The organism is Butyrivibrio sp. VCD2006 (assembly GCF_000423925.1).
In the GTDB taxonomy this organism is placed as follows: Bacteria; Bacillota; Clostridia; order Lachnospirales; family Lachnospiraceae; genus Butyrivibrio.
On the sequence record NZ_KE384106.1, the window covers coordinates 142,356 to 168,823 of the forward strand.

A 26,468-nucleotide genomic window follows, 5' to 3' on the forward strand; every position below is an offset into this window, starting at 1 on the left:
CCCTTCCCCAACTAAAAGTATTTTTTGCTCTGCAATCGCACGTTAAGTACAAAACCCATACCCGCAAAGCAACTGACTAAAGATGTAAGTCCTGCGCTGACAAACGGCAGCGGAATTCCAGTATTAGGAAGCGCTCCTGTGGCAACTCCGATATTCAGGAATCCCTGAAAACCGATCCAGGCCCCCATACCTGTTGCGATCAGTTGTCCTGTGAGATCCTTTGCCCTGCCTGCTATTACCATGCATTCCAGAGCAATAAGGAGAATCAGCACTATAACAGCGCATCCACCTATAAATCCAAATTCTTCACCTACAACAGTGAAAATGAAATCTGTTTGAGACTCTGATACGAAACCACCGTTCAAAACCGAGCTTATCTCATTAGTATTATATCCTTTACCCAAAAGCTGTCCTGAACCTATAGCCATAATAGAATTCAGAGTCTGATAAGCATCTGATGATGCGAAATCTTCAGGGTGAAGCCATGCTAAAACACGCCTCTGCTGATAGTCTCTCAGAATAATACTCTTGTCAGCAAGCGCATCAAATATTACAAGCAAGGCTGTAGGAATTGAAATACCAAGAACTGTTATCACAAATTTCATGCTTATTCCTGCCGAAAACATAATGCATGCAATAATAACTGTCAGCATTATTGTTGTAGAAAGGTCAGGCTGCATAACAATCATGATAAGAGGCGGTATCAAAAGCCCGAGACAAATGAAGATAAAGTAGATTTTTTTTACTTTATCCTTATATTTCATTATGAACGCTGAAAAAAATAAAATCAATAAAATTTTGGATGCTTCAGATGGCTGAAACTGCACGCCAAGAATCGTAATCCAGCGCGTAGCACCCTTAACCGAATGGCTAAGTGGTGTAAAAACCAGTGCCAAAACAGCAAGGTTAAGAATATAGTAAATTATATAAAATTTACATATAAACACATAGTCGAGAATTGATATGAAAATCATCATAAAAATTCCAAGCATAATACCAACTATCTGCTTCTTTTTATATGACGGATCAGCACTTCCAACGGCCATAACGCCAATACATGAAAGTGCTATAAGCATAAGTACAAGCTTAAAATCATAATCAAATATATTGTAACTTTTCAGTTTTTCCAAAAATGTCTCAGTCCGCATTAGCTTCTCCACCCTGCAGCTCTTGAGCTGTTCCGTTCTGCATTTCATCGGCTTCTGCAAGTCCGAAGTAGTATGCAAGTGCTTTCTTGGTTATCTGTGCTGCATAGCTTGATGAATAGCCATAGGCTATACGTGTTGCTATTGAAATTTCAGGATTCTCATAAGGTGCATAGCAAACAAAAAGTGCGTGGTTCGCTCTTTTCTTAGACTCCTCGGCTGTTCCTGTCTTACCTGCAACATTTACGGCAAGATCATTGAAATAATCCTTATCTTCTACAACCTGACGCATACCAAGATGTATAGCATTCCAGTAAGATGAATCCATATCTATATGATTACGAATAGTAGCCCCATGCTCTTCAAGCAGGTTTCCGTCAGGATCCGATGTCTTTTTTACAAGTGTAAGATTATAGCATGTACCGCTATTAGCTACAGCAGTGATATATCTTGCAAGACCGACTGTAGTGAATGAGTTTGTACCCTGACCAATTGCAGAACGTGTTGAGTCAAGGTCAGATACTATCGGATCGTACTCAGTTATCTCTATTCCGGTTGTTTCACTAAGTCCGTACATATCAGCATATTTAGCAAGCTTTTCAAGACCCACATCTGATTTATAGTTATCACCTACAAGGCTCAATCTGTAACCAACTTCAAAGAAGAAGGCGTTACATGAATTCCTTATACCTCCGGTTACATCAAGAGAGCCGTGGGATCTGGGATAAATCCAGCAGTGAGCGGGATTAGTATTATCAAGCTTATCAAAAACACCGGTACAGGTAATAGTTGAACCTGTATCAATAACACCCTCCAAAAGTCCTGCAGTTGCAGAAACCATCTTGAAGGTGGAACCGGGAGCTGTTCTCTGCATGGTCGCATAGTTAAGAAGCGGTGAAGACTGATCGCTTCGAAGCTTAGCGTAGTACTCAGAATCAACTCCGTTAGCCATTTTGTTATTGTCATAGCCCGGATATGAAACAAGCGCAAGCACGTCTCCGTTATTTACATCCGTAACAACCATTGACCCTGTACAAGGATCAAGTGCAAGCTGTGCAGGCGTAATATCGAGATTTGAAATTCTGTTGATTATAAATGTATAGGGTGATTCACTTCCTGCAAGCCACTGTGATAGCTCTTCCTCCGGAAGCTCAACTATGCCCTGCTCAAGAAGTATGTTACAAACGGCATTTCCACTTATAAGATCATCCTGAAGCAGATATTTATAAAACTTTTTATTGAACTCATCATCGTCTTCAATTTCTTCGAAAATGAATTCAACAATTTTATCAAATATCTCCTGCGAGTCAACATACTGACTCTCCAGGTCAAGCATTGTAACGTCAATCCAGTTAGCAGATATACAATATCTTATATAATCCGATAAAGAAATAGTTTCATCAGTAGTCCATGCGATGTAGTTCTTATCTTCCTTATCAACCTTTGATGAATCAATTACACCGGTATTATAGAGCTTATTAGCCAGATAACTCATATAAACCTGATACTCTTTTGTGAGCTGATTATAGGGTGTATTGAGTTCTGTAAGCTCACTTCTTAAGCTTGCATGCACCTGTTGCTGCTTTGCAAGAAAGCTTTCATGAACAAGCATCTCCGCAGAACCTGCATCGGAGCTCTCCATATGCTTAAGGTTTATAACGTGGTTATCAAAAAGCGCAAAAAACACATCATATACAGGTATCTTAATATCACTGGCCTTTGAATTCTCACCCATTGTATAGAACTTGATATTTTCTATTTTTGAAATAAGAATACCTGCCAGGGACTGCTCAATTATGTTATAGCAGGCTTCCTGAAGATCCTTATCAATGGTCAGATATACATTGCTTCCTGCCGTCGAATCGATATAGCTGCTTGTTTCGATAACTTTACCGGTATTATCAACGTAAACAGTTTCACTACCCTTTGTTCCCTGAAGAACTGATTCCATTGACTGCTCAATTCCGGATTTACCTACAGTGTCATTTGAAGTATAGCTCGGATTTATCGCCTGTAATTCAGCAAGCTCTGTATCAGAGACCTTACCTGTATATCCGAGTATCTGTGAAAAGTACTCAGAATCAACATAAACTCTTGCAGTATCTTCTTCTATTGATACGCCTTCAAGGATATTGGAGTTCTCCATTATATCAGCCACAGTTTTATCGCAAACATTCGTGGCAATTGTAGTGTTGATGTACTTCTGGTAGCTGTTTGAGAACATCTTATATCTGATAACGATCAGTTTAAGCTGTCTTTCTTTTGTATATCCCATCCCGGGTACAAAGCTCTTTTTGTTGTTGGGATCAGTATAGTCACCTATACCGAATTTCTCACAAAGATCCTCAACAACCTCCTGTGCTGTCTTTGATCTTTCCTCATATTTGAGATCATTTGTGTTGGATTTCCCATAAACATCTGCCAAAAATCTGAGCAAAGCCTTATCTTCAATAGTAAACTCAAATTCATTGGCACTGTTTAACTGAATATTAAAATCAGTATCAACTACATCACCGTCTTTTTCAATGATATCAATTGTCTTATTGATTGTTTCATTGAGTGCAGCATTTTTACCTGATCCGGACTCATAGACATCCTCGATCATTACGGAATTCGACAGCTGATTATAAGCCAGAAGGTTACCGTTTCTGTCATATATATTGCCTCTTGCTGCAGCAATTGATTTTTCCTTTTGGATTTTTAACTGAAAAGAGTCCTGATATGTTTCTCCCTTTACGATCTGTAAAAAGAAAAGTCTGTAAATAAGCCCTGCACAGGCTAATATAAGCAGGGCTGAAATCATAACAAGACGAGACGTTATGAAATTTACAACAACTTCTTTTATCTTACTAAACAAACTTCTTTGCACTCCTTTGTTCAATATCTTCAAGATAAGTATTGATCTTGATTAGAACAGGATAGATAAATACAGCTGCCAGAGCCGTATAAACCGCTTCCGGTAAAATTACATTTATTGTGTAATAGGCTATGTTGAATTTGTTTCTGAACATAAACAGAAGCACATAACAGACAAATCCGAACAGGAAGTCCGAAGAAACTATCAGTGCTAGTGGAAGCAGGATATTCTCAGGGAAAAAGATTTTGTTGAATTTCCCGATTATAAAACCTATATACATATAGATAAGGGCATAAAACCCAAGATATGTCCCAAAGAAAATATCCACTAAAAGCCCGCAGACCATACCGATGATCATTCCGCTTTTATCTCCTCTCATAAATGCATAAGAAGATGTCAGGATTATCATCAGATTAGGCACGATACCACTAAAATCCAGAACCCTGAAAACGGTAGTCTGCAATATGAAGCTTATTAAAATGGATAAAACTGTAAATAATATTCTTCGCATAAAAGCATTATTCCCCGGTATTTTTGAGCTTCATTATTACCAAAACTTCATTCATATACTCAAATTGTACCACAGGAGTGATTCTTCCGGATTTTGTCAGATTGTTTGAATCCTCTTCTATCGTGGATATATATCCAACCAAAACTCCGGGCAGGTACTTATCACTAATATTGGAAGTAACGACCTTATCTCCTACTGAGACCTTGTCCGCCTCATCAACAAGCTTTGAAAAAGAAATCTGTCCTTCGTTATAAAGTTCAAGATCTCCAGTCGCGATGAGATTCTCGGAAGCAGAAAGTACAGTACAGCTTACTGAAGAATTATCAGCAATAATGGTCTGCACCTTAGCCCAGTCAGGTCCAACATCAGTAATCCTGCCTACAAGTCCTCCACCTGCGATAACATTCATATCAACCTCTACGCCAACATCAGAACCCTTGTCGATAACAAAGGAATGATACCAGTTACCTGCATCCTTGGCGATTATTCTGGCGCCAATCTTCTTATAATCAGAATATTGGGCATCAAGTTCATAGAGCTCCCTCAGCTTGGTCAGCTCATACTTATCCTGTTCAAGGTTGGTATTCTCAATAGTCAGCTGTTCAACCTGTTTTTTAAGATTCTGATTCTCTGTCTGCAGGGCACGTATACTTTCAAGATTATCTGAGGTACTCTTCATCCAGACGCCAACAGTAGTAATGCCCTTCTGAAAAGGCACAACAACAGCGCCGGCAAAGGAATTAACTGAGCTGTTAAACACATTAGTGTTAAACGTAATTGCGATAAGCCCCACACATAAAATTGTTAAAATAAAGAGGAGATATTTACTTGGAAGTGTAAATTTATCTCCCCCTCTTTTAATGATAGGACTCATTTATACATCCTCTTCAACTGAGTAAGCAAGAGCCTTATACTGATCATCCTTTATTATCTTACCAAGACCTAAAGCAACAGAGCTGAGCGGGTTCTCAGCAAGATTAACATTAAGGCCTACGCCATTTGAAAGTCTCTGAGCAAGATGGCAAACCTGAGAAGCGCCACCTGTGAGATAAAGACCATGCTTGAAAATATCGGCAGCAAGTTCCGGAGGTGTACGCTCAAGAGTAGCCTTTATATTATCAAGGATCTGATCAAAGCTCTCGATAAGTGACTGATCAATGAGGTCAGTAGGAATAGATCTCTCTACAGGAAGACCTGTTACAATATCTCTTCCATATACGATGGCATCCTGACCTGCCTTCTCGAGGTCCTTAAGAGACATCTTTATATTCTCTGAAGTCTTCTCTCCGATGATAAGTGAAAATTCCTTACGGATAACGTTTCTGATAGCATCATCAAACTTCTTGCCACCAACCTTGATAAGCTTACTGATTACAATACCTTTAAGTGAAAGAATTGAAATCTCAGTAGTATCGAATCCTACGTTAACTACGAGTACACCCTGTGAATTCATGACATCAACGCCCATTCCGAGACCATCAGCCACAGGCTTTTTAACCATCATGATTTTCTTAGCCTTAACACCTGATTCTCTGATAAGATCATGGAAAGCTCGTCTCTCTACCTCTGTTACATCCTTCGGTACGGCAATATAAACATCAACAGGTTTAAGAGCACCCTTCATCTGATCTGTGATGAAAAGCTTTACAAGAGTCTTCATGTGTTCAATGTCAGCGATAACACCATTACTTAAAGGATAAGAAATCTTGATATTGCTAGGTGCCTTCTCATACATATCGTAGGCAGAATCTCCATAAGCAAGAATTGATTTCTTATTCTCAACTGCTATAAGATTCTTCTCTACAGTTACAGCATCAGTAGCCTTGTTGTAGATTTTGATGTTGCTTGTTCCAAGATCGATACCGAAAGTATTGTTGCCCAAAATAAGCCTCCTAAATTACATAACTTTATTTTCTGTAAAACTATAATATTTATGATCACCGATTATTATATGATCCAAAAGCTTAATATCCAGAAGGATACCCGCTTTTTTTAATTCCTCGGTAAGCAGTAAATCCGACGATGACGGTGTCGGATCTCCACCCGGATGATTATGCAAAAGAACAATCTTAACTGCGTTGTTCTTAATAGCATATAAATATACTTCTCTGGGTGAAAGAGGCGCGGAATTCACCGTGCCAACCGAAAGTTCAAATTCATTAATCAGCCTGTCCTGATTATTTAAGCACGCTACAATAGTGTGCTCTCGCCTGTAGTTACACATTTTTTCCATGTAATAACCGGCTATAGTCCTGGGATCGTTGAAGTTCAGGCTGTTCTTAGCCTTGCTCCTTGAAATCCGGTTTGAAATCTCCGCTATGCACATAAGCTTAACTGCTTTAACCTGTCCTATACCGGGAATTGACAGAAGATCATCCATAGTCAGATATCTGATTCCTGATATTCCCTTGCCATATTTTTCACACAGGCTAAGCACATAGCTGCCGATTTCCATTGGTGTGCGTCCTGAAGTTCCGGTTCTTATTATAATGGCAAGAAGCTCAGAATCAGTAAGAGCCTCTGGTCCCTTCTCTATGAATCTCTCATAGGGAAGCATATCCTTAAAACCATCTTCATTGCACATTTTAATTATTGATTTGTTTGTCTCCATTAATTCACCAATGCTTCTTCGGGCCGGATGATATGGAAATAAACATACCTCAAAAGATTATACCACAATTTGAATACCTAGCAACAAAGATGCAGGTATAAATATGGTAATCCATCAGATTTTCACAAGTCCCTTTTCATACATAACAGCTAAAGTCTTCATAATGCCGTATTTTACATGCTGCCATGTCAGTCCGCCCTGAAAATACACTGAATAAGGCTCTCTTAAAGGACCGTCTGCCGACAATTCTATAGAACTTCCTGAGACAAATGCGCCGGCAGCCATGATTACCTGTGAATCATATCCAGGCATATCCCAGGGTTCAGGTGTTACATATGAATCAACAGGCGCTGCAGCCTGGATCCCTTCACAAAATGAAGTAAGAAGCTCAGGCTTTCCGAAAGTAATAGCCTGAATTATGTCATATCGCTCCTCTTTGCCATCAGGAAGAACTGAAAAACCAAGCTTTTCATATATATTAGCAGCAAAAATGGCTCCCATTAATGCATTGGCAGTTACATTAGGCGCAAGGAAAAGTCCCTGATAAAACTGAGGAAGTATTCCAAGTGATGCTCCTACTTCCTTACCAAGTCCGGGTGATGTAAGCCTGTATGCGGCATTTTCAACACATTCCTTCTTACCTGCAATATATCCGCCGATAGGAGCAAGTCCGCCGCCTGGATTTTTAATAAGTGAACCAACTACCATATCAGCACCGACGTCAGTAGGTTCAATAGTCTCTACAAATTCTCCATAGCAGTTATCAACCATGCAGATAATGTCGGGCTTAATTCCCTTTATGAAACTGATAAGTTCTCCGATTCTCTCTACAGAAAGTGTAGGTCTTGTCTGATAGCCTTTACTTCTTTGAATGGTAACGAGCTTGGTTCTTTCGTTTATTGCATTCTTTATACCTTCATAATCAAATGCTCCATCAGGCAAAAGATCAACCTGGCTGTAAGTCACTCCATATTCTGCAAGTGATCCCTTTGAAGGTCTTATTCCAATTACTTCTTCCAAAGTATCATAGGGCTTACCCACAGGACTCATTAATTCATCACCGGGGCGAAGGTTACTCATAAGCGCAAGAGCCAGTGCATGTGTGCCACATGTTATCTGAGGTCTTACCAGTGCATCTTCAGTATGAAAAATCGATGCATAAACTGCCTCAAGCTTATCTCTACCCATATCATTGTAGCCATAGCCCGTTGTTCCAAGAAGGCAGGCCTCAGATACCTTGTTATCCTGCATGGCCTTTAAAACCTTTGCCTGATTGAAATCAGAAATCTCTCTTATTTTTTCAAATCTCGGCTTTAAGTCTTCCCAGATTTTGTCACAAAAATCATAGACATCCGAAGGGATGCCCATGCTCTCGTACATACTCTTTAAATTTATATGTTCCATCTGTCTTTAATCCTTTTAACTAAATCATTTGCAATTTTCATATCATCGCGCGATAGCTCAGATTTGTCAACCCATGTCACATCCTTTTCCCTGCGAAACCATGTGAGCTGACGCTTGGCAAAATGTCTGGTATTGCGCTTTAACAGTTCAACTGCGCGCTCCTTCGAAACTTCACCATCAAGATATGAGAGAATTTCTCTATATCCCAGAGCCTGCATAGAAGTTGCGTCTCTACTGATATTTCTGTCCTTAAGAGCCTGCACTTCTTCAACAAGCCCCTCTTCCATCATTTTATCTATTCGCTTTTCAATCCTCTCATAAAGAATTTCTCTATCGTCAGTAAGGACAAAATAGAAAAAATCATATGGCGAAGTCTTCGCTCTCTGATCTTCGTTATGTTCGGAAATTTTTGTTCCGGTTTCCTTATAAAAGCAAAGCGCTCTAATAACTCGTTTTACATTATTCTCATGCAGGTCAGCAGCATATTCAGGATCGATCTTTGTCAGCATTTCATGTAGCTCATGTATGCCTTCAGGTGTTTTCGACATTTCTTCAAGCTCTGCCTTATATTTTTCCAGTTCCTCATTGTCATGATTATCTGAAAAATCTATGTCATAGAGTACTGATTGAATATAGAAGCCTGTGCCGCCTACAATTATAGGAAGCTTTCCTCTTGAAGTGATATCTTCTATTGCTTCCTTGGCAAGTCTTTGAAACTCAAAAACATTAAAATCCTCGGAAGGATCAAGAAAATCGATTAAATGGTGCGGAACTCCCTGCATAGCAGAAGCTGTAATCTTGTCGGTTCCGATATTCATGTCTTTATAGACCTGCATTGAATCGGCTGATATGATCTCGCCATCTAGCTGTTTTGCCAGTTCTATTGAGATTTTTGTCTTGCCGACCGCAGTCGGACCGGTTAAAATTACTAATTTTTTCATTTCTTTTTCCACCCCTCATCCGGCACTTCGTGCCACCTTCCCCCCAAAGGGGGGAAGGCTTTTGGAAAATTAATGCCTTCCCCCAAAGGGGAAGTCTTTAGAAAATTAATGCCTTCCCCCAAAGGGGAAATCTTTAAAAAATTAATGCCTTCCCCCAAAGGGGAAGTCTTTAGAAAATTAATGCCTTCCCCCTCTGGGGGAAGGTGTCTGCGAAGCAGACGGATGAGGGCTTTAATCTACCACTCTCTTAAACTTCTTCTCTATTTCATACTTACTCATAGAAATTATCGTAGGTCTTCCATGCGGGCAATTATATGGATTATCAAGCGTCAAAAGCTCATCAAGCAGCTTTTCCATCTCCATCCTTGACAATTTCATATTGCCCTTAACAGAAGCCTTGCAGGCCATGCTTGCAATCTTGTAGTTGATCACATCCGGAGTTCTGTCCAGATTCGTATCCAATGCCAGCTCATCAAGTATTTCCGTGAACATTTCCTTCTCGTTCTCGCATCCGTACAAATCAACAGGCACTTCTCTTATGGCATAATCATGACCACCAAAGGGTTCAATGTTAAAGCCAAGCTTTTCAAAGGAAGTGTGATATTTCTCAAAAACATCAATTTCCTGTGTAGTAAGAGAAACGATTATCGGAGGCTGAATCAGCTGGGAAGCTGTCTGCTTTTCCTCATATCTCTTAATCATTCTCTCATAGTTGACCTTTTCATGAGCTGCATGCTGATCTACTATAAACATCTTATCCTTGAACGCTATGATCCAATATGTATCAAAAAGCTGGCCAAGTATCTCGTACTCGTTTCTGTTATCTTTTGTCAGTATTTTCTCATCAAAAAGATCAAGCTGTATACCCTTCTCAATGATTATAGCATCCGAGCCCTTTATGATAGGACCTGCAGCTTTGCCGTCCTCCTCGGATTTAGGAGGGGTATGATCTCCGAAAACTCTGGTCCATACAGCGGACTTCATATTATCCTCTATAACAACAGGTTCAGGAGAAATTCCTTCAGCAAAAACAGGCTCATCCTCTTTAAGCTTCTTATCCTCTGTAAGTCTGCTGTTTTCAAAGGGTTCAGGTATTTTAACAGCTATATCCTGTTTGCTTTTAACAGCATCATTTGCTATAGACGTATTTTTTATTGCACTGGCAACAAATTCATTTACACTTACAGGCTTATTAGTTTTAGCCTTTTCTTCCTTCTCGTTTCTTAGAACTTCAGGAATCATCTCGTGCTCATGAAGTGTCTTTGCGACATTTTTTCTTATAAACTCGTAAACAGCAGGCTGATTGCTAAATCTGACTTCCATCTTGGATGGATGAACATTAACATCCACAAGCTCAGAGCGCATTCTTATATGCACAACACAGAATGGAAATTTGTGCTGCATAAGATATTCCTTATAGCCCTCTTCAAGAGCCTTGGAAATAATCTTATCCTTGATATATCTGCCATTAACGAAAAAGTTCTCAAAATTTCTGTTTGATCTGTTAAGCGCAGGCTCTCCAAGATAGCCTTCTATCGTATAGTCACCCTCAGTAACCGATATCGGAACAAGACACATAGCAACATCTCTTCCGAATATCCTGTAAATTAGCTCCTTAAGATCACCATTTCCGGAGGTTGTAAACTTATCATCTCTGTTATTTATAAAATGAAATGATACCGATGGATTATCCATCGCCATATGTTCCATAAGATCTCCAACATATGAACCTTCCGTCTGCGGAGTCTTTAAGAACTTTTTCCTGGCGGGCGTATTGAAAAACAGATCTCTTACAATAATCGTTGTACCTGTAGGAGCTCCTATTTCTTCAAGAGATTCCTCTGTACCGCCGCTCACAACATATCTGGTTCCAATGAGTTCATCAGCTGTCTTTGTAATAAGCTCAGTCTGTGAAACCGCAGCAATACTTGAAAGAGCTTCTCCTCTAAAGCCCAGTGATTTTAATCTGTATATATCATCAATACTCATAAGCTTACTTGTTGCATGTCTCTTAAAAGCATTTCTGATCTCACTTTTATCTATTCCGCTTCCGTTGTCGGTAACCCTTATCATGGTCGTTCCACCGTCATGGATTTCTACGGTTATCGATGTTGCTCCGGAATCTATTGCATTTTCAACCAGTTCCTTTACAACACTTGAAGGTCTCTCAACAACTTCACCTGCGGCAATCTGGTCTATGGTATTTTGATCTAGCACGAAAATTTTAGCCATTATTTATCCCTTCCATCTGTTTTTAAGCTCATTTTGAAGCTTATATAACGTATTTAAGGCATCCATAGGCGTAAGATTTGATATATCGATCTCCTGTAATTCTTTTAAAACATCTTCATCCTTAACAGTATCAAAGAGAGACATCTGTGACAGATCAACGGTGTCATAATGCTTTACGGTATTTTTTCTGTCATTTCTCTGATTTATCTCTATTCCCTGTACCTTCTCGGTAATGTCATTCTCTGATAACTCTTCGGCAATAGCCTTTGCCCTGTCTATTACCATATCAGGAATTCCTGCAAGACGAGCAACCTGAATACCATAGCTCTTGTCTGCACCGCCTTTTATTATCTTATGAAGGAAAACTATATCATCACCCTTTTCCTTAACAGCTATACAATAGTTGTTAACGTTACCGATTTTTCCTTCAAGCTCAGTGAGCTCATGATAATGTGTGGCAAAAAGAGTTCTGGCACCAAGAACCTTTCTGTTACTGATATGCTCAATAACAGCCCATGCTATTGAAAGTCCGTCATAGGTCGAAGTTCCACGTCCGATTTCATCAAGAATCAAAAGTGACTTGGATGTTGCGTTTCTAAGGATATTAGCAACCTCATTCATCTCTACCATAAAGGTACTCTGTCCGCTTCCAAGATCATCGGAAGCACCGACTCTTGTGAAAATTCGGTCAACAACACCGATTTGTGCCGAATCTGCAGGAACAAAGCTTCCGATCTGTGCCATTAAAACGATCAGAGCCGTCTGTCTCATGAACGTGGACTTACCTGCCATATTAGGACCTGTAATTATGGCAATCGCATGCTTTTTATCATCAAGGAACGTATCATTTGAGATAAAAAGATCTGTTCGGTCGAGCATCTGCTCAATTACAGGATGTCTTCCGCCTGTAATTTTAAGAGTTCCCTTATCATTCAGATCAGGCTTTACATAGTGATTCCTCTCAGCGACAAATGCAAGCGAGCAATATACATCAAGGAGTGCAATTCCCTTTGCAGTCTTCTGAATTCTCTCAATCTCAAGTGAAATTGAATCCCTTATTTTGCAAAACATCTCATATTCGAGATTGTTGAGTTTATCCTGTGCATTTAAAATCGTATCTTCAAGCTCTTTTAATTCAGGAGTTGTGTATCTCTCACAATTTGTCAGAGTCTGCTTTCTGATAAAATACTCAGGAACTTTGTCCTTAAAGGAATTAGTCACTTCGAAGGAATATCCGAATACATTACTGTACTTTATTCTCAGATTCTTTATCTCAAGCTTATCTCTTTCTTTAGATTCCAAATCTGAGAGCCACTGTTTTCCTTCTGTGCTGGCCTTCCTGAAATGATCAATATCCGAATCGAAGCCGTCCTTAATTATTCCGCCTTCCTTGATAGCAAGCGGCGGTTCTTCAATAATAGCTTTATCTATCAGCTCATAAATATCCTGGAGCGCATCGATCTGCTCATTTACTTCGTTTAAAGAAGCTGTTCCATTAAGATCCTGCAGAACTATCTTAATCGCAGGTAGCATCTTAAGTGAATTTCTAAAAGCAAGTAAATCCCTTGGATTAGCGGTATGGTAATTGATTTTTGCCATAAGACGCTCCATATCATAAATGGGTCCAAGGTATTCTCTAAGTTCATCTCTTGCGATTGAATTTTTAAGAAGAGCTTCAACAGCATTTTGTCTGCTGACAATATCGCTTACTTCAATGAGAGGCTGTTCAACAAAGCTGCGTAGCATTCTTGCACCCATCGCAGTCTTTGTCTTATCGAGAACCCACAGAAGAGTTCCTCTTTTCTGCTTATCCCTCATTGTTTCAATAAGCTCAAGATTCCTTCTTGTAGAGGAATCAAGCAGCATATATTTGTTAGTAAGATATGGATAAACATGAATGATATTTGAAAGATCATCCTTTTGAAGCTCGGTAAGATACTTAAGAACAGCACCCGCAGCAAGAACTCCGTTAGGAAAATCAGTTATACCAAGGCCTGAAAGCGATCCAACCTTAAAGTGCTTCATTAAGGTGTTTTTGCTTCCATCTTCATCAAAATATCTGGGATCAAGAGAATTTACTACAAGGTTATTCCTGTCCTTCAGATTCTCAATATCTACTCCACTTACTAAAAATGCGTCATTGCATATAAGCTCTGAAGGCTGATACTTCTGGATCTCATCAAGAATATCCTTTAGCTGATCAACCTCTGTAAGATAAAAATCACCTGTTGTCACATCGGCAAAGGCAATTCCGCTTTTATCATCTGCATAAAAGACACACATGAGATAGTTGTTTCTTGTCTCATCCAGTGCCTGCATATTTAGATTTGTTCCGGGAGTTACTACTCTTGTAACATCTCTTTTTACGATTCCCTTTGCTTCCTTGGGATCCTCAAGCTGCTCGCAGATTGCAACCTTATAGCCTCTGTTTACAAGCTTACTGAGATAGCTGTCAACAGCGTGATGAGGGACGCCGCACATAGGAGCACGCTCCTCAAGACCGCAGGCCTTTCCGGTAAGGGTAAGCTCAAGCTCCTTAGATGCAACCTTTGCATCATCGAAGAACATTTCATAGAAATCCCCAAGTCTGTAAAACAAAATACAATCTTTATATTCTTCCTTAGTCTTCATGTAGTTTTGCATCATGGGACTAAGCTTATCAAAAACTATTTCCAAAACTCTCTCCTCTCCTCAAAGCCTCCCTCTGGGGAAGGTGTCAGCGAAGCTGACGGATGAGGGAATTATATCTTTTCGCCAGTATAGTAAAATCCATGGCATTCTGATAGTTTAACATCTACGAATTCGCCAATAAGTGATTCGTCACCCGGGAAATGAACCAGGGTGTTATTGGACATACGGCCGGTAACCAGAGATGAATCCTGCTCATTTATCTCCTCTACGAGCACACGGTGCGTCTGTCCTGTAAAGCGCGCAGCGCGCTCCTTTGCTGTCTCCTGAACAACCTTAAGAAGCCTGTCAAAATTAGGCTTACTTACAGACTCCGGTACCTGTTCCCATCCGGCAGCAGGTGTTCCGGTTCTCTTTGAATAGATGAAGGTAAATGCATTATCAAAGCCGGCTTTTTTCACAACATCAATAGTCTCATCAACATCGCTGTCGCCTTCACCCGGGAAACCAACAATGATATCCGTTGTAATAGAAACATCAGGAATTGCAGCTTTGATTTTATCAACGAGTGTAAGGAAGCTTTCCTTGGTATAATGTCTGTTCATCTTCTTTAGAATTTCATCTGAACCGGACTGAAGAGGCAGATGAATATGTCTTGCTACCTTTTCATTCTCAGCTATAACCTTAATAAGATCATCAGATAAATCCTTAGGATGAGAAGTCATAAAGCGAACTCTCTCAATTCCATCAACCTTACATACCTCAGCCAAAAGCTCAGCAAAGCTCATCTGCTCACTCTCGGGAAGGCCTCTTCCGTATGAGTTGACATTCTGTCCAAGCAGCATGATTTCCTTTACTCCGTCAGAAGCAAGGTACTCGATCTCGCGAATGATATCTTTGGGGTTCCTTGATCTTTCTCTTCCTCTTACATATGGAACTATGCAGTAGGTACAGAAATTATTGCAGCCAAACATAATATTGATGCCTGACTTGAATTTATATTTTCTTACAATAGGCAGATCCTCAACTATCTGGTCTGTATCCTTCCAGATATCAATGATCATTCTATCGGATTCGAACATCGTATAAAGGAGCTCAGCAAATTTAAAGATATTGTGAGTTCCGAATATCAGATCAACATGTCTGTAGCTCTTTTGAATTTTCTCAATAGCGCCCTGCTCCTGCATCATACAGCCGCATAAGGCAATTTTCATCCAAGGCTTTTTCTTCTTGATTCCGCCAACATATCCGAGTCTCCCGAATACTCTCTGATCGGCATTATCACGAACTGTACAGGTATTATAAATTACAAAATCCGCATCCTCAGATTCAACCTGCTCATAGCCAACCTTAGTAAGAACGCCAATAAGCTTCTCGGAATCTCTTGCATTCATTTGGCAGCCAAAGGTCACAACACAAGCAGTAGGCTTTCTTCCAAGCTCTTTTGAAAGCTCATCAACCTTCTGCTTAACCTTTTCCATATATTCAAACTGTCTTTTTGTTTCCTCTCCGGCATTTGATGCTGCGTCGGAGTGAAGTAGGGAATTTTCGTTACTCAAATCTTTTTCTCCATATCTTTTAATAAAACCCTCATCCGTCAGCTTCGCTGACACCTTCCCCCTTAAAAGGGGGAAGGCTTTTATTTAAGGCCATAATCCACATTTATTCAAAATCACTGTAAATCTTACAGATTTCAAGCAAAATCTCAACTGTCTTTCTCATTTCGCTAATTACTGCGAACTCATAGCGCCCATGATAATTGTAGCCGCCTGTGCAAAGGTTCGGGCAGGGAAGTCCCTTATAGGAAAGCATTGCCCCATCGGTGCCGCCTCTTATCGGAACATCAATAGGTGTGATATCAAGACTCTCCATGGCCTTTTTTGCATTGTCTACAAGATGCATGTGAGGTCTTATCTTCTCTATCATGTTGTAGTAAGAATCTTCCATTGTTAGCTCAACAGTACCCTCACCGTATTTCTTATTGAGGAAATCAACGATACTCTTTACGAGTTCTTTTTTCTTTGTGAATTTATCCATATCATGATCACGGACAATGTAGTAAACTACGGCCTTTTCACAGGTTCCCTTCATCATTGTCAGATGGAAAAAGCCTTCGCGTCCCTCAGTATACATAGGATTCTGAAAGGCCGGCAGCATTGACTGAAATTCATAAGCAATTAATGTAGCGTTAATCATTCTGTTCTTGGCATCACCGGGATGAACGCTTCTACCATTAATGATCAGTTCAACTTCAGCGGCGTTAAAGTTCTCATATTCAAGTTCGCCAAGAGCTCCACCGTCAACTGTGAAGGCATACTGAGCTCCGAATCTCTCAATGTCGAAATTATCGGTACCCTCACCAATTTCTTCATCGGGAGTAAATGCAATCTTTATCTCTCCGTGAGGAATTTCAGGATTTTTAAGGAAGGTCTCTGCCAGTGTCATAATTTCGGCTACACCTGCCTTATCATCTGCTCCTAAAAGAGTATTACCATCTGTCACAATAAGATCTTCACCCTTTTTCTCAGTGAGAACAGGAAAATCTTTTGGGGAAAGGACATACTTTCCATCATCAGAAAGTTTGATATCCTCTCCGTCATAATTTGAGACAATTCGTGCTTTTACATCTTTTCCGCTCACAGCATCAGAGGTATCCATATGTGAGATGAATCCAATTACCGGAGCCTTCTTGTCACCGTTAGTTGCCGGAATTGTGGCGTAAACATAGCAATACTTCTGATCGTAATAAACGTCAGAAGCACCTAATTCAGTAAGTTCTTTATATAAAAGCTTCGCAAGATCATGTTGTCCGGGCGTTGAAGGATGCGCATTTGTATGCTCATCGGACTGTGTATCGATTTTCGTATATCTGATAAACCTCTCTATGAGGTCTTCAGGTTTGTTTTTGATAAGTTCTTTAATACTGCTCAATTCAAACTCTCCTCTAGTTCTCTTTCCCATCGACCTTTATCTTTGCCTTTTAGGAAAATTTCTCTTATATATTTAAATGTAGCGGCTTCTCCCTGCTCACCGATCATTTTCAGGAAAAACTCAAGCTTATTCAGTGTATCTTTGTGAACCAGATACTTGGAAACCACCTTTTCTTTCTGATAATAATTCCAGGAATCCCAGGAATCATATTCAGAGCCTCTATAATTTATGCAGGCAGCAACTCTGTCCGCAATCATTTCAGCAACATATTTATCGGGCATCCTGCAGGGAACAATACCATGATTTTCCCCATCGCCCATTTTATAAAAATCAATCCAATACTCAAAATGATGCTTGTTTCTCCCCTTATGATGGAGCCATGTTCTGGAATACCCGAAAAGCTCTCGTTCCCGGGTATTAGGAGATCTGGTACCCTGATAGTATCTGGCACCATTCCAAAATTCAGAGGGTGAGTATTTCGAAAGGTCATGAGTGAGCCCCTGAAAATACAAACCCATTTTAAAACAATTTTTCATAACGAGGTGTCTGTGCCTTGTTATAGTCTTAAAATGCATTATGACACCTTTAAGAGTAATTCTATCAGTGTTCTTCATGTTTATTTCGCTTTATTAGATTTTTTTGCAGTCTTTTTAACAGGTTTTCCTACACCGATAAGAATTTTGACAGATCTCTCGGCGCATTCAATCTTAGTCTGATCCTTAATAGAGCGCATCCTGAGAGAGTCAGTCGCTTCCTCTGTATCACCAAGCACATGCCAGGTCATGCCTTCCGGGAGCTTTGGAAGCGCAAATGTAACAGGATTCCAATGCATGTTATAAGCTACGTAGAAGAAATCCTGCTCCTTATCAGCCTTCTCATACAAGCCGCAATAAAGCATACCTATGCTGTGGCTGTAGTTGGAAAGATCAGGTCTCCAGGCTTCAATTCCATGATATGAAAGATCAGGATATCCGCAGGCTTTATAATCCATAAGTTTAAAGGCTTTGGATTCGTGAAGTATTTTATACTTGAATCTAAGGCGCACCAGGAACTTAAGGTAATCGGCAATACTTGAATTATTGCCCTTATCAGCCTGACTCCAGTCTATCCAGCCTGTAGCATTATCCTGACAATAAGGATTATTGTTGCCATCCTGTGAATTGCCAAATTCATCACCACCGAATATCATCGGTGTTCCCTGTGAGAACATAAGCATTGTCAAAGCATTCCTTATCTGCTTTGCACGAAGATTAAGTATAGCCGTTTTTCTTGTCTTGCCTTCAACACCACAGTTCCAGCTCAGGTTATTATCAGTTCCATCGCTGTTATTCTCACCATTCGTCTCATTTCTCTTATGCTCATAAGAAACAAGATCAGCAAGCCTCAGACCCTCATAATCACAAATATAATTGATACATCCCGCATCGGGACTGTTATTTAGCATTACTCTTATAAAATCGCCTATTGCATTGTCATCGCCCTTTAAGAAGCGCCTTGATGCGTACATGAAATCGGGTCTGAATTCACCAAGTGTGCGAACAAGAGGATTCCTGCCTTCATAGAGGCGGCCATAATCAAAGCCATAATGCCAAATCTTTATATCTGAAAGTGCCGGATCTTTGGAAATCATATCCGGTGCAGCAAAGCTTCCCTTTAAATGAACTCCGTCAATATGGTAATTGAACACCCAGTGTCTTACCGCTCCGCATACCAGATTCTCAGTGGCATTATCCGCAAAATAAAACTGCATGATGACCTCTATGCCATTTTTATGCATAGCCTTTACCATATCCTTGAACTCAAGGTCAGCATTTTGTGAATCCATGGCATATGCAGTTCTGGGTGCAAAGTAATAACCTTCCTTATATCCCCAAAAGTTTATCTTACGCCGAATTGAATTGCTGTTCTTGATCGATCCATTCTCAGAAACCACGATATTACCGCTGGTTCTGTTGTCGTTTAAAAATGAACCCTCCGGCATATTGCCTGAGCTTACTACATTGCTTGTTTTCGGAATATCCAGAACATTCATTTCATATGTAGGCATAAGCTCAACAGCTGTCACACCAAGACTTTTAATATAAGGAATTTTATCAATAAGTCCTTTATAGGTACCTCTTTTTTTGAGTTCAAGTCCGCTTGTGGGGCTTTTAGTATAACCTCTGACATGAAGAGTGTACACAAAGGAATCTTCATATTTTGTATGAGGAGCTTTATCCTGGCCCCAGTCATATTCTATCTCATCAAGTCTGCATCTAAGTTCCTCAGACTTTACATTTTTGCCCCATTTATCCATTCCCTCGATAAATCTCGCATAAGGGTCAGCAAAAACAAGGCCATTCTCATAGAGCAAATAGCCTGTAAATTCATTAGTCTCACCAACGATTTCAGCACTAAAGACCTTTCCGTAGCGGTTATTTTCCGAAAAGATGATCTTTGTTCCCTTCTTATCACCCTTTTTGTATAAAATAATGCCGCAGTCCTTTTTGCCTTTATATGCTTCACATACGCGGATACCCTTTGAAGTTCTTGTCACTCCCATTGGATAAGGCTGAGAGATAGCCAGTTTCAGATTGTTTTTCATCATTCTTCCTTTTCACTATACGACTCTATATTGTACCACAATTTATGTTTTTAATGTAAGGTAATGATTTTAACGCACTATAGTTAACATAAACATAAAAAGGCAGCATGGAAAAATTCCATACTGCCTCGTATTTTAAAACAATCTCGTTATGATCTTTTCAATCCTCGGGATCAGCATCAATAAGCTCATCAAATTCCACATCATCGAGATACTCGTCAAATGCGTCTGCTACAGCTTCATATTCGTCATCATCCTCGATAAATTCAAGATCCGGCTCTGCATCCTTGGACTTTTGAATAAATCTGTAGAACCAAACATTGCCGTCGTTATTCTGTCCATGTTCATCAAGCGGAAGAAGAACAATGTAATCCTTTTCATTTACGGTAAGTACGATAAGAACTGCACATGTGACGGTTTTTCCGTCATCAAGTTCAAGATCAACTGTAATCTGCTCGTCATTCTGAATCTTTGTGTTAAACTCTGTTGCGATCTCTGAAAAGATCATATACACCTCCGTTTAGACCGTGAAATCAATCTTGTGACCAAATCCCTTTACAGGTGTGGCTTCAATCTGACTCCAGTCCACATTTTTAATTTTGTCTAATAGCTCATCTACGGAATCAGCATAAACAGTAGTAACCTTCTCATAGGGAGGTTCCTTTTTGCCGTAAGGATTGGTTCCCGGTCCCTCACGAAGCTTCTCCATAGCTTCCTCCCGCTCCTTACGCTTCTCTGCTTTTGCTTCCTCAGCCTTAGCAGCTTCCTTCTCATCAGCAACCTGCTTCTGATATTTTTCGTTCTGCTCCTTGATCTTTGCGAAGAACTTCACAGTTCCTTCAGCATCGATCTTCATACCGAGAGATTCTACCTTCTGTCCGGACTCTTCTAACTGTTCCTTGATCTCATCGAGCTTTCCTGTTGATTCATCGATGATGTTCATATACTTGTTCTTAACATCTTCGTCAGCAGCCATCTGCTCTAAGATCTCAGGCTCAATAAGTACGCTGTACTCTTTTGTGCCACGGGCCATAATGCTCTCCGCTTCTTCATCTGAAGAATAGTTTGACACAAAAAAGTCCATATTGCCATACTTTTCTTTAAGTTCGTCCAAAAGTTTTTTAGCGCCATCAGATAATTCAACGCCTTCCTGAATATGAGTTTCAGAAGCAGCCTTGTTTTTCTGCACACCAATAGGAGAATCCGGCTTTTTTGCTTTGTCCGTTTTCTCGACATCATGTTTTGCTGGCTTATAAGCACTTAACTGGTTCGCTATATTCGAACCAATGCCACCTACCATACTCATATGAAACCCTCCTTTGCCTGTTAAATCAGTGACTTCCGTGTCACTTTGATGGATATACTACTCCAATATTTTTATCGGACGATTCCACTTAATACTTAACAGTACTTTGAAAAAAAATTATTTCATTCTAAAGAAATTATCAATCTTCGCATGTAATGATACTTTATCTATTGTCTTTAAAATGTAATCAGCAGGTTTTAGTGCAAGGACCCTCACTATACTCGCTTTATCTCCCTTTGCAGTAAGGAACATAACGGGTATTTCTTTTATACTCATATCACTCTTAAACATTTCAAGAACCTTAGGCCCCGGAGTTACAGGCATCTCATAATCAAGAAGTATCAAATCAGCCTTGTTCTTGGCAAGCCAGGTAATTGCCTGAATACCGGAATTAGCCATTGATACTCTATAAGAATCCTTAAGCCAGTCCCTTATGGTTCTCATGTAGGTTACATCATCATCTACAATCAAAATACTTTTCTTATGAGATTCCATCATTTCATCCATGAAGAACTTATCCATGGTTTCAATGAAAACATCCATCTGGAGCGGTCTCTCAAAAAAGTTCTGAACATGGGATTCAGGAAGGTACTGTAGCGCCTCTTCATACTCCAAAGGATTACTGATGAAAATGACCTGTCTATGGGTTTCAAGACAGAGATCCTTAAGATAAATCAAGGATTTTGGTACAATTTCATCAAGATAATAGATGAAAATATTGGCATTCTCTTCATGCTTTTGAAGATCTTCAACCTTATCAGAGGAAAAGGTCGCTTCAACGCCAATATCCTTAAGCTTCATTATAAGCCCCTTTACCATGAAGGTTTCATTTGAACTTATGATCGTTACATTCTTAGCCATAGCATTCTCCGAAAATCGAAAACCTACTTCTCGTTTAATAGTTTCCTCATGTCATCCCAATTAAGACCCGTAAGTAATTTTTCCATTTCAGTAAAAATTCTCTGGTCATTATCCGGTAGCTTGAACTCCTTCATGGATTTAATGACCATATCCGCCAGATCAAAATCCATTGCATCTATGAATTCCGAAAGCGCTGCATAAGCATCATTCAATGCTCCCGCATCTACAGGCGGTTTTTCCTCATCTGTGTCAGTTGACATAAATGATAGTTTATTCTTAAAGGATCTGTAGTCTGATAAAAGCTTTGGCGTGTTATTTTTTATTTTTTCAATATCATTATTGTTTCCCGCATCCTCAAGGTCCTTCGCATCTGACCAAAGATCTAAAGCACCTATGATATTAGCGGAGCTTTTAAGAGCATGAACTTTAATCGTATAATTCTTATAGTCTTCATTATTGAAGAAATTCTCAATTTCTTCAGCCTTTACATCTATCGAGTTATAGAAAATTCCTACTGCGGTAATATATCCCTCTTCAGAACCGCAAAGTGAAATTCCTTTTTTATAGTCAATCTCCGGTATCTGTGAAATAGCGCTTATGATTTCATTCTCACCACTACCTTGTGATTTCTCCTCAGGTTCGGGCTCATTAATAACAACTTCCTTCTTTCCTGTTGCAGGAATCTTAAGATCTCCTCTTACCGCATCCGGAAGGTACATTATGAGTACGGCCATTAGCTGTTTAAAATCAACCGGTTTATCAAGGTAATTTGAAAATCCCGCTTCCAGGCACATATTACCTTCACTTGGTTCATCCGGTGAAACCAGTGCCACAATAGGCGTGGACTCGTTTCTGTTGTCGACACCTCCGCGAATCTGTGTGAGAGTCTGGATTCCATTCATCGACGGCATCAGATAATCCATAAGAATCAGTGCATACTCATTATTTCTTACTGCCTTAAGACATTCCCTGCCGCCCTCAGCTTCATCCGAATCAACTCCAAGATACTCAAGAAGCTTTCTTATAAAAAATCTATCAAGTTCAGAATCATCTACAATCAAAACCTTTGCGTCCACATGAACCTCCAAACTTTACTTCTGTATCTTTGCGCGCTCCATCATAACACCTATTGCATCATACAATTCTTTGTCCTCAAAGTACTCTTCACGAACTTCGCTTATATCAGAAGTCTTCTCCTCTGTACGAGCCGGGTCGCTATGCTTAACAGCCTTGTGAGGAACGATTTTCTTCTTTAAAGTTTCTTCTCGCTTTTGTATCTTGTCCTCAGGAAGATACTCTAACAGCATTTTTTCCAGAGCATCGCCAATAATGGGTTTTGCGAGATAGTCCTGAAAGCCGGATTTGCGATATACTTCTCTCGCACCTGCAAAAGCATTAGCCGTAAGCGCTATAGTCGTCGTTTCTTTATTGATATTATTCTCATCACTTCTGAGTCGCCAAAGCATCTCCATGCCATCCATATCAGGCATCCTATGGTCGATCAGTATAATGTCATATTTTTTATCAAGCGTGAGTTTTAAGCCTTCCTTACCGCTTAAAGCTGTATCAATATTAAGCTGAGTATCCTTAAGCAGATTCTTTGTAACTACAAGATTGATTTCGTTGTCATCCACCACCAGAAGGTTTACATCCGGTGCAGTAAAAAGTTCCCTGTAATTTGCGTCATCCTCTATCAGCCTGTCATATGCAACCTTGAAATCACCTATTGGCTCCCAGTGTCTTACCTGCTGTCTTACTACAAACGAAAAGGTTGATCCTTTGCCATATTCACTTTTTACATAAAGCTCGGATTCCATTAGCTTTAAGAATTTTTGGACAATGCTCATGCCAAGTCCGGAGCCTTCAATATTTCTGTTTCTCACCTCTTCTAGTCTTTCAAAGGGATCGAAAAGCCTCTGCATGTCCTCATCACGTATTCCAATACCTGTGTCTGAAACAGAAATCTTTAAGCCTATACTATTTTCTTTATCAAATTTTCCATCATTAATAAAATCAACATTAAAATGGATGGATCCATGTTCTGTATATTTAACCGCATTGGTTAAGATATTTAAAATTACCTGTTTTAGCCTTACATTATCGCCATGAAGAAGGTGAGGTATCTGACTATTTACGATTGTATTAAACTCAAGTCCTTTATTCTTGGCGCGATCTTCGACCATATTGACCAGCTCTGATATAACATCTGCAAGGTCATAATCAACATTGTAAAGTTCCATTTTTCCGGCTTCTATCTTCGAGAAATCAAGAACATCATTTATAAGTGCAAGTAGTGTATTACTGGCGTTTTTAATACTATGTGCATATTTTCTCAGCGCAGAATCATCATATTCCCTAAGTATCAGCTCATTCATACCAATAATGGCATTAATAGGTGTTCTGATCTCGTGAGACATCTGCGATAAAAACTGAGATTTTGCTGCATTTGCCGCTATTGCATTTGCTTCAGCCTCAGCAGCTTTATTACGTAACTCTTCAAGTCTTGCATTGTTTAGAGCTTCCTTTATTCTCAGGTTAACAAGAATGATGGTACAAATAGCTGAAACAAAAACTGACGATATTATCGAAAACACATCTCGCGAAAAGAAAACATGGCTTTTCCACAAATAGCAAAATACAGTAAATCCAATACAAAGAATCGAATCAAAAATAACATAGAACCGCAGCCTGTCTATATAAATGACCGAAAACATTATCAGAAAAAAAGGGAATAGTCCTGCAGGCTGATTCTTATAGGGCAAAATATCAATAATAATTAAAGAAATATACAATAAACCATAAAAGAAAATCGACTCAGTTCTGCAAATTTTCATGCTTACCGGTCTGCCATTCAAATATTGATTTGCGGCAAAGAAGAGAAAAATTACCGCAAAACAAAAATAGTAGGACCCATGAATTCTGAATCCGGTAAGTAATATCTTTGCCGTGATAAGCATCACTAAATAGATGCCTACAAGCGTAATAGACATCTTACGTTGAACCGCCATATTCATTTTAATTATTCTTTTTTCGCAGACTTCAAAATATTTATCTTCTTCATTTCTAAACTCTGCAAGGGTCTCTCTTAGCATCGGAAAGACACCTCCATGTAATGGCCAAGTTCACATACTATCAGATATAACTACTTTTTTTCATAATATCATTAACGTAATTCGATAACAATAATATGACTTATTAAAAAACTATAAGAAAAAAATGCCCTTGAAGTTTATAATCTCCAAGGACATTTTCTAATTATTAATTCATGAATGAAATACTTTATTATTTATTTGTTTCAATACCCTGCTGCGGTTTATCATCAGCTTTTTTATCTTCATCCTGTTTATTATCGCTTGGGATATTAGCAGCCTGATTATTGAATGCTTGATTTGGCTGCTGATTTACAAAATTCTGATTTATCGGCTGCCCCTGCATCGGACCATACGCAAAATTACCATTGATCGGAGCACCCATTGGCTTAGGAGCATTGGCAAGTTTTGCTTTCCTCTTCTTTTCAGCCTTGCGTACCAGGATAACAATAAATATAACTATTATTACAAAAATAGTCAGCGAAACAATATGTGTGATGATAAGAAGTGCAAGCTCTGTGAAGAACGTTGCCACATTCTGACAATTCTCAATGAATCCATCTCTTGCGCGCTCAGCGAATGTTGGATTTTTCACAGGCTCAGGCGTGTAATCAATAACTTCCTCAACAGTAACCTTAAGTGTACTGTAGCTTATCTGGTTATCATAGGTTCTAAGCTGTGATTCCATTGATTCAAGCTGATATCTGACATCAGTGAGCTTGTCCTGAATAGTCATAATATCCTCGATGGACTCTGCCTTTTCCATAAGCTTTAGGAGCTGCTCTTCCTCAGCTCTTAGAGCATTCCTGTGACTCTCAAGATCAGCATAGGTAAGTGTAACATCAGTAACATTCATATCCTGAGAAGTTATATTGCTCTTTTCTGCCACCTCATTAACAAAACCCGAAAGCTTTTCCTCCGGTACTCTAAGGGTCATATAAGCTGTGCGCTCATTATTATAACTGCTCTTCGATGTGCTGTAGCTCTCAACATAGCCGCCAAGTTCATCAGTTCGATTTTTAAGGAAATCAACTGTCTTATCGAACTCTTTGGTTTCAGTTGTCATGCTCATGTTTGTTATGAGCTTCCTGCTGCTCTTTTTAGTTGCTTGTGATTCCGTTACTTCCTCAGCGCTGCCACCTTCCGATACATCAGCAATCTCATTATCATATGCTGAATCATAAATGCCTCCATCATACGCTGCTGCTTCCTCTGCAGCATATGGCTCCACATCATAATCTGCCGATTTTGAAGCTGCGCTGTCACTACTTCCACACCCTGTACCAATCAGCATAGAAATAAGCGAGAGTGTAATAATTGTTGTCCCTGATATTCTCTTTTTCATAATAGTCCCCCGATTAAATTAAA

General features: G+C 39.5%; 20 protein-coding genes. All 20 read right to left on the reverse strand.

The features are described 5' to 3' along the window. Positions 1-11 precede the first annotated feature (11 nt). Positions 12-1,196, reverse strand: coding sequence for an FtsW/RodA/SpoVE family cell cycle protein (locus tag G586_RS0118560; RefSeq protein WP_330363297.1), 1,185 nt, complete (start codon positions 1,194-1,196; stop codon positions 12-14). Continuing rightward, the gene (locus G586_RS0118565) at positions 1,138-4,002 is read right to left on the reverse strand and encodes a penicillin-binding transpeptidase domain-containing protein (protein WP_026528914.1); all 2,865 of its coding nucleotides are present in this window, start codon (positions 4,000-4,002) and stop codon (positions 1,138-1,140) included. The genes G586_RS0118560 and G586_RS0118565 overlap by 59 nt, the downstream gene beginning before the upstream one ends. Continuing rightward, positions 3,995-4,513 (reverse strand): rod shape-determining protein MreD, encoded by a 519-nt coding sequence (mreD, locus tag G586_RS0118570; protein ID WP_026528915.1) that lies wholly within the window; start codon positions 4,511-4,513, stop codon positions 3,995-3,997. The genes G586_RS0118565 and mreD overlap by 8 nt, the downstream gene beginning before the upstream one ends. A 7-nt stretch (positions 4,514-4,520) precedes the next feature. Continuing rightward, positions 4,521-5,387, reverse strand: a complete 867-nt coding sequence (gene mreC / locus G586_RS0118575) for a rod shape-determining protein MreC (RefSeq protein WP_196811642.1) — start codon at positions 5,385-5,387, stop codon at positions 4,521-4,523. Further along, entirely contained in the window at positions 5,388-6,395 is a 1,008-nt protein-coding gene (locus tag G586_RS0118580) for a rod shape-determining protein (protein ID WP_026528917.1), read from the reverse strand. It abuts the gene before it with no gap. Positions 6,396-6,410: 15 nt separating this feature from the next. Beyond that, positions 6,411-7,124: a RadC family protein gene (gene radC, locus G586_RS0118585; protein WP_026528918.1), complete on the reverse strand. Its 714-nt coding sequence runs from the start codon at positions 7,122-7,124 to the stop codon at positions 6,411-6,413. 114 nt (positions 7,125-7,238) lie between these two features. Continuing rightward, on the reverse strand, positions 7,239-8,504 hold the full coding sequence (locus G586_RS0118590; protein WP_242832057.1) for a methionine gamma-lyase family protein: 1,266 nt from the start codon (positions 8,502-8,504) through the stop codon (positions 7,239-7,241). 11 nt (positions 8,505-8,515) lie between these two features. Continuing rightward, entirely contained in the window at positions 8,516-9,469 is a 954-nt protein-coding gene (miaA, locus tag G586_RS0118595) for a tRNA (adenosine(37)-N6)-dimethylallyltransferase MiaA (protein ID WP_026528920.1), read from the reverse strand. 231 nt (positions 9,470-9,700) lie between these two features. Beyond that, positions 9,701-11,701 carry a DNA mismatch repair endonuclease MutL gene (mutL, locus tag G586_RS0118605; RefSeq protein WP_026528921.1) on the reverse strand — a complete coding sequence of 667 codons (2,001 nt, stop codon included), beginning with the start codon at positions 11,699-11,701 and terminating at the stop codon, positions 9,701-9,703. Positions 11,702-11,704: 3 nt separating this feature from the next. Then, on the reverse strand, positions 11,705-14,347 hold the full coding sequence (gene mutS / locus G586_RS0118610; RefSeq protein WP_035773611.1) for a DNA mismatch repair protein MutS: 2,643 nt from the start codon (positions 14,345-14,347) through the stop codon (positions 11,705-11,707). A 95-nt stretch (positions 14,348-14,442) separates the two neighbouring features. Beyond that, on the reverse strand, positions 14,443-15,888 hold the full coding sequence (miaB, locus tag G586_RS0118615) for a tRNA (N6-isopentenyl adenosine(37)-C2)-methylthiotransferase MiaB (protein ID WP_026528923.1): 1,446 nt from the start codon (positions 15,886-15,888) through the stop codon (positions 14,443-14,445). Between the two features lie 103 nt (positions 15,889-15,991). Next, positions 15,992-17,260 (reverse strand): peptidase T, encoded by a 1,269-nt coding sequence (gene pepT / locus G586_RS0118620; RefSeq protein ID WP_242832058.1) that lies wholly within the window; start codon positions 17,258-17,260, stop codon positions 15,992-15,994. Next, positions 17,257-17,874 (reverse strand): DUF5662 family protein, encoded by a 618-nt coding sequence (locus tag G586_RS23845; protein ID WP_242832059.1) that lies wholly within the window; start codon positions 17,872-17,874, stop codon positions 17,257-17,259. The genes pepT and G586_RS23845 overlap by 4 nt, the downstream gene beginning before the upstream one ends. 2 nt (positions 17,875-17,876) lie before the next feature. Then, a complete protein-coding gene (locus G586_RS25290) occupies positions 17,877-19,844 on the reverse strand; it encodes a hypothetical protein (RefSeq protein WP_051204914.1) in 1,968 nt (655 codons plus the stop codon). 160 nt (positions 19,845-20,004) lie between these two features. Next, positions 20,005-20,352, reverse strand: a complete 348-nt coding sequence (locus tag G586_RS0118635; protein ID WP_051204915.1) for a DUF1292 domain-containing protein — start codon at positions 20,350-20,352, stop codon at positions 20,005-20,007. 12 nt (positions 20,353-20,364) lie between these two features. Continuing rightward, entirely contained in the window at positions 20,365-21,150 is a 786-nt protein-coding gene (locus G586_RS23855; RefSeq protein WP_051204916.1) for a DUF6033 family protein, read from the reverse strand. 117 nt (positions 21,151-21,267) lie between these two features. Beyond that, positions 21,268-22,011 (reverse strand): response regulator, encoded by a 744-nt coding sequence (locus G586_RS0118645; RefSeq protein ID WP_026528926.1) that lies wholly within the window; start codon positions 22,009-22,011, stop codon positions 21,268-21,270. Between the two features lie 23 nt (positions 22,012-22,034). Then, positions 22,035-23,087, reverse strand: coding sequence for a response regulator (locus G586_RS0118650; protein WP_026528927.1), 1,053 nt, complete (start codon positions 23,085-23,087; stop codon positions 22,035-22,037). Positions 23,088-23,102: 15 nt separating this feature from the next. Beyond that, positions 23,103-25,103 (reverse strand): ATP-binding protein, encoded by a 2,001-nt coding sequence (locus G586_RS25295; RefSeq protein WP_051204917.1) that lies wholly within the window; start codon positions 25,101-25,103, stop codon positions 23,103-23,105. A 190-nt stretch (positions 25,104-25,293) separates the two neighbouring features. Next, positions 25,294-26,445: a DUF4349 domain-containing protein gene (locus G586_RS25300; protein ID WP_051204918.1), complete on the reverse strand. Its 1,152-nt coding sequence runs from the start codon at positions 26,443-26,445 to the stop codon at positions 25,294-25,296. Positions 26,446-26,468 lie beyond the last annotated feature (23 nt).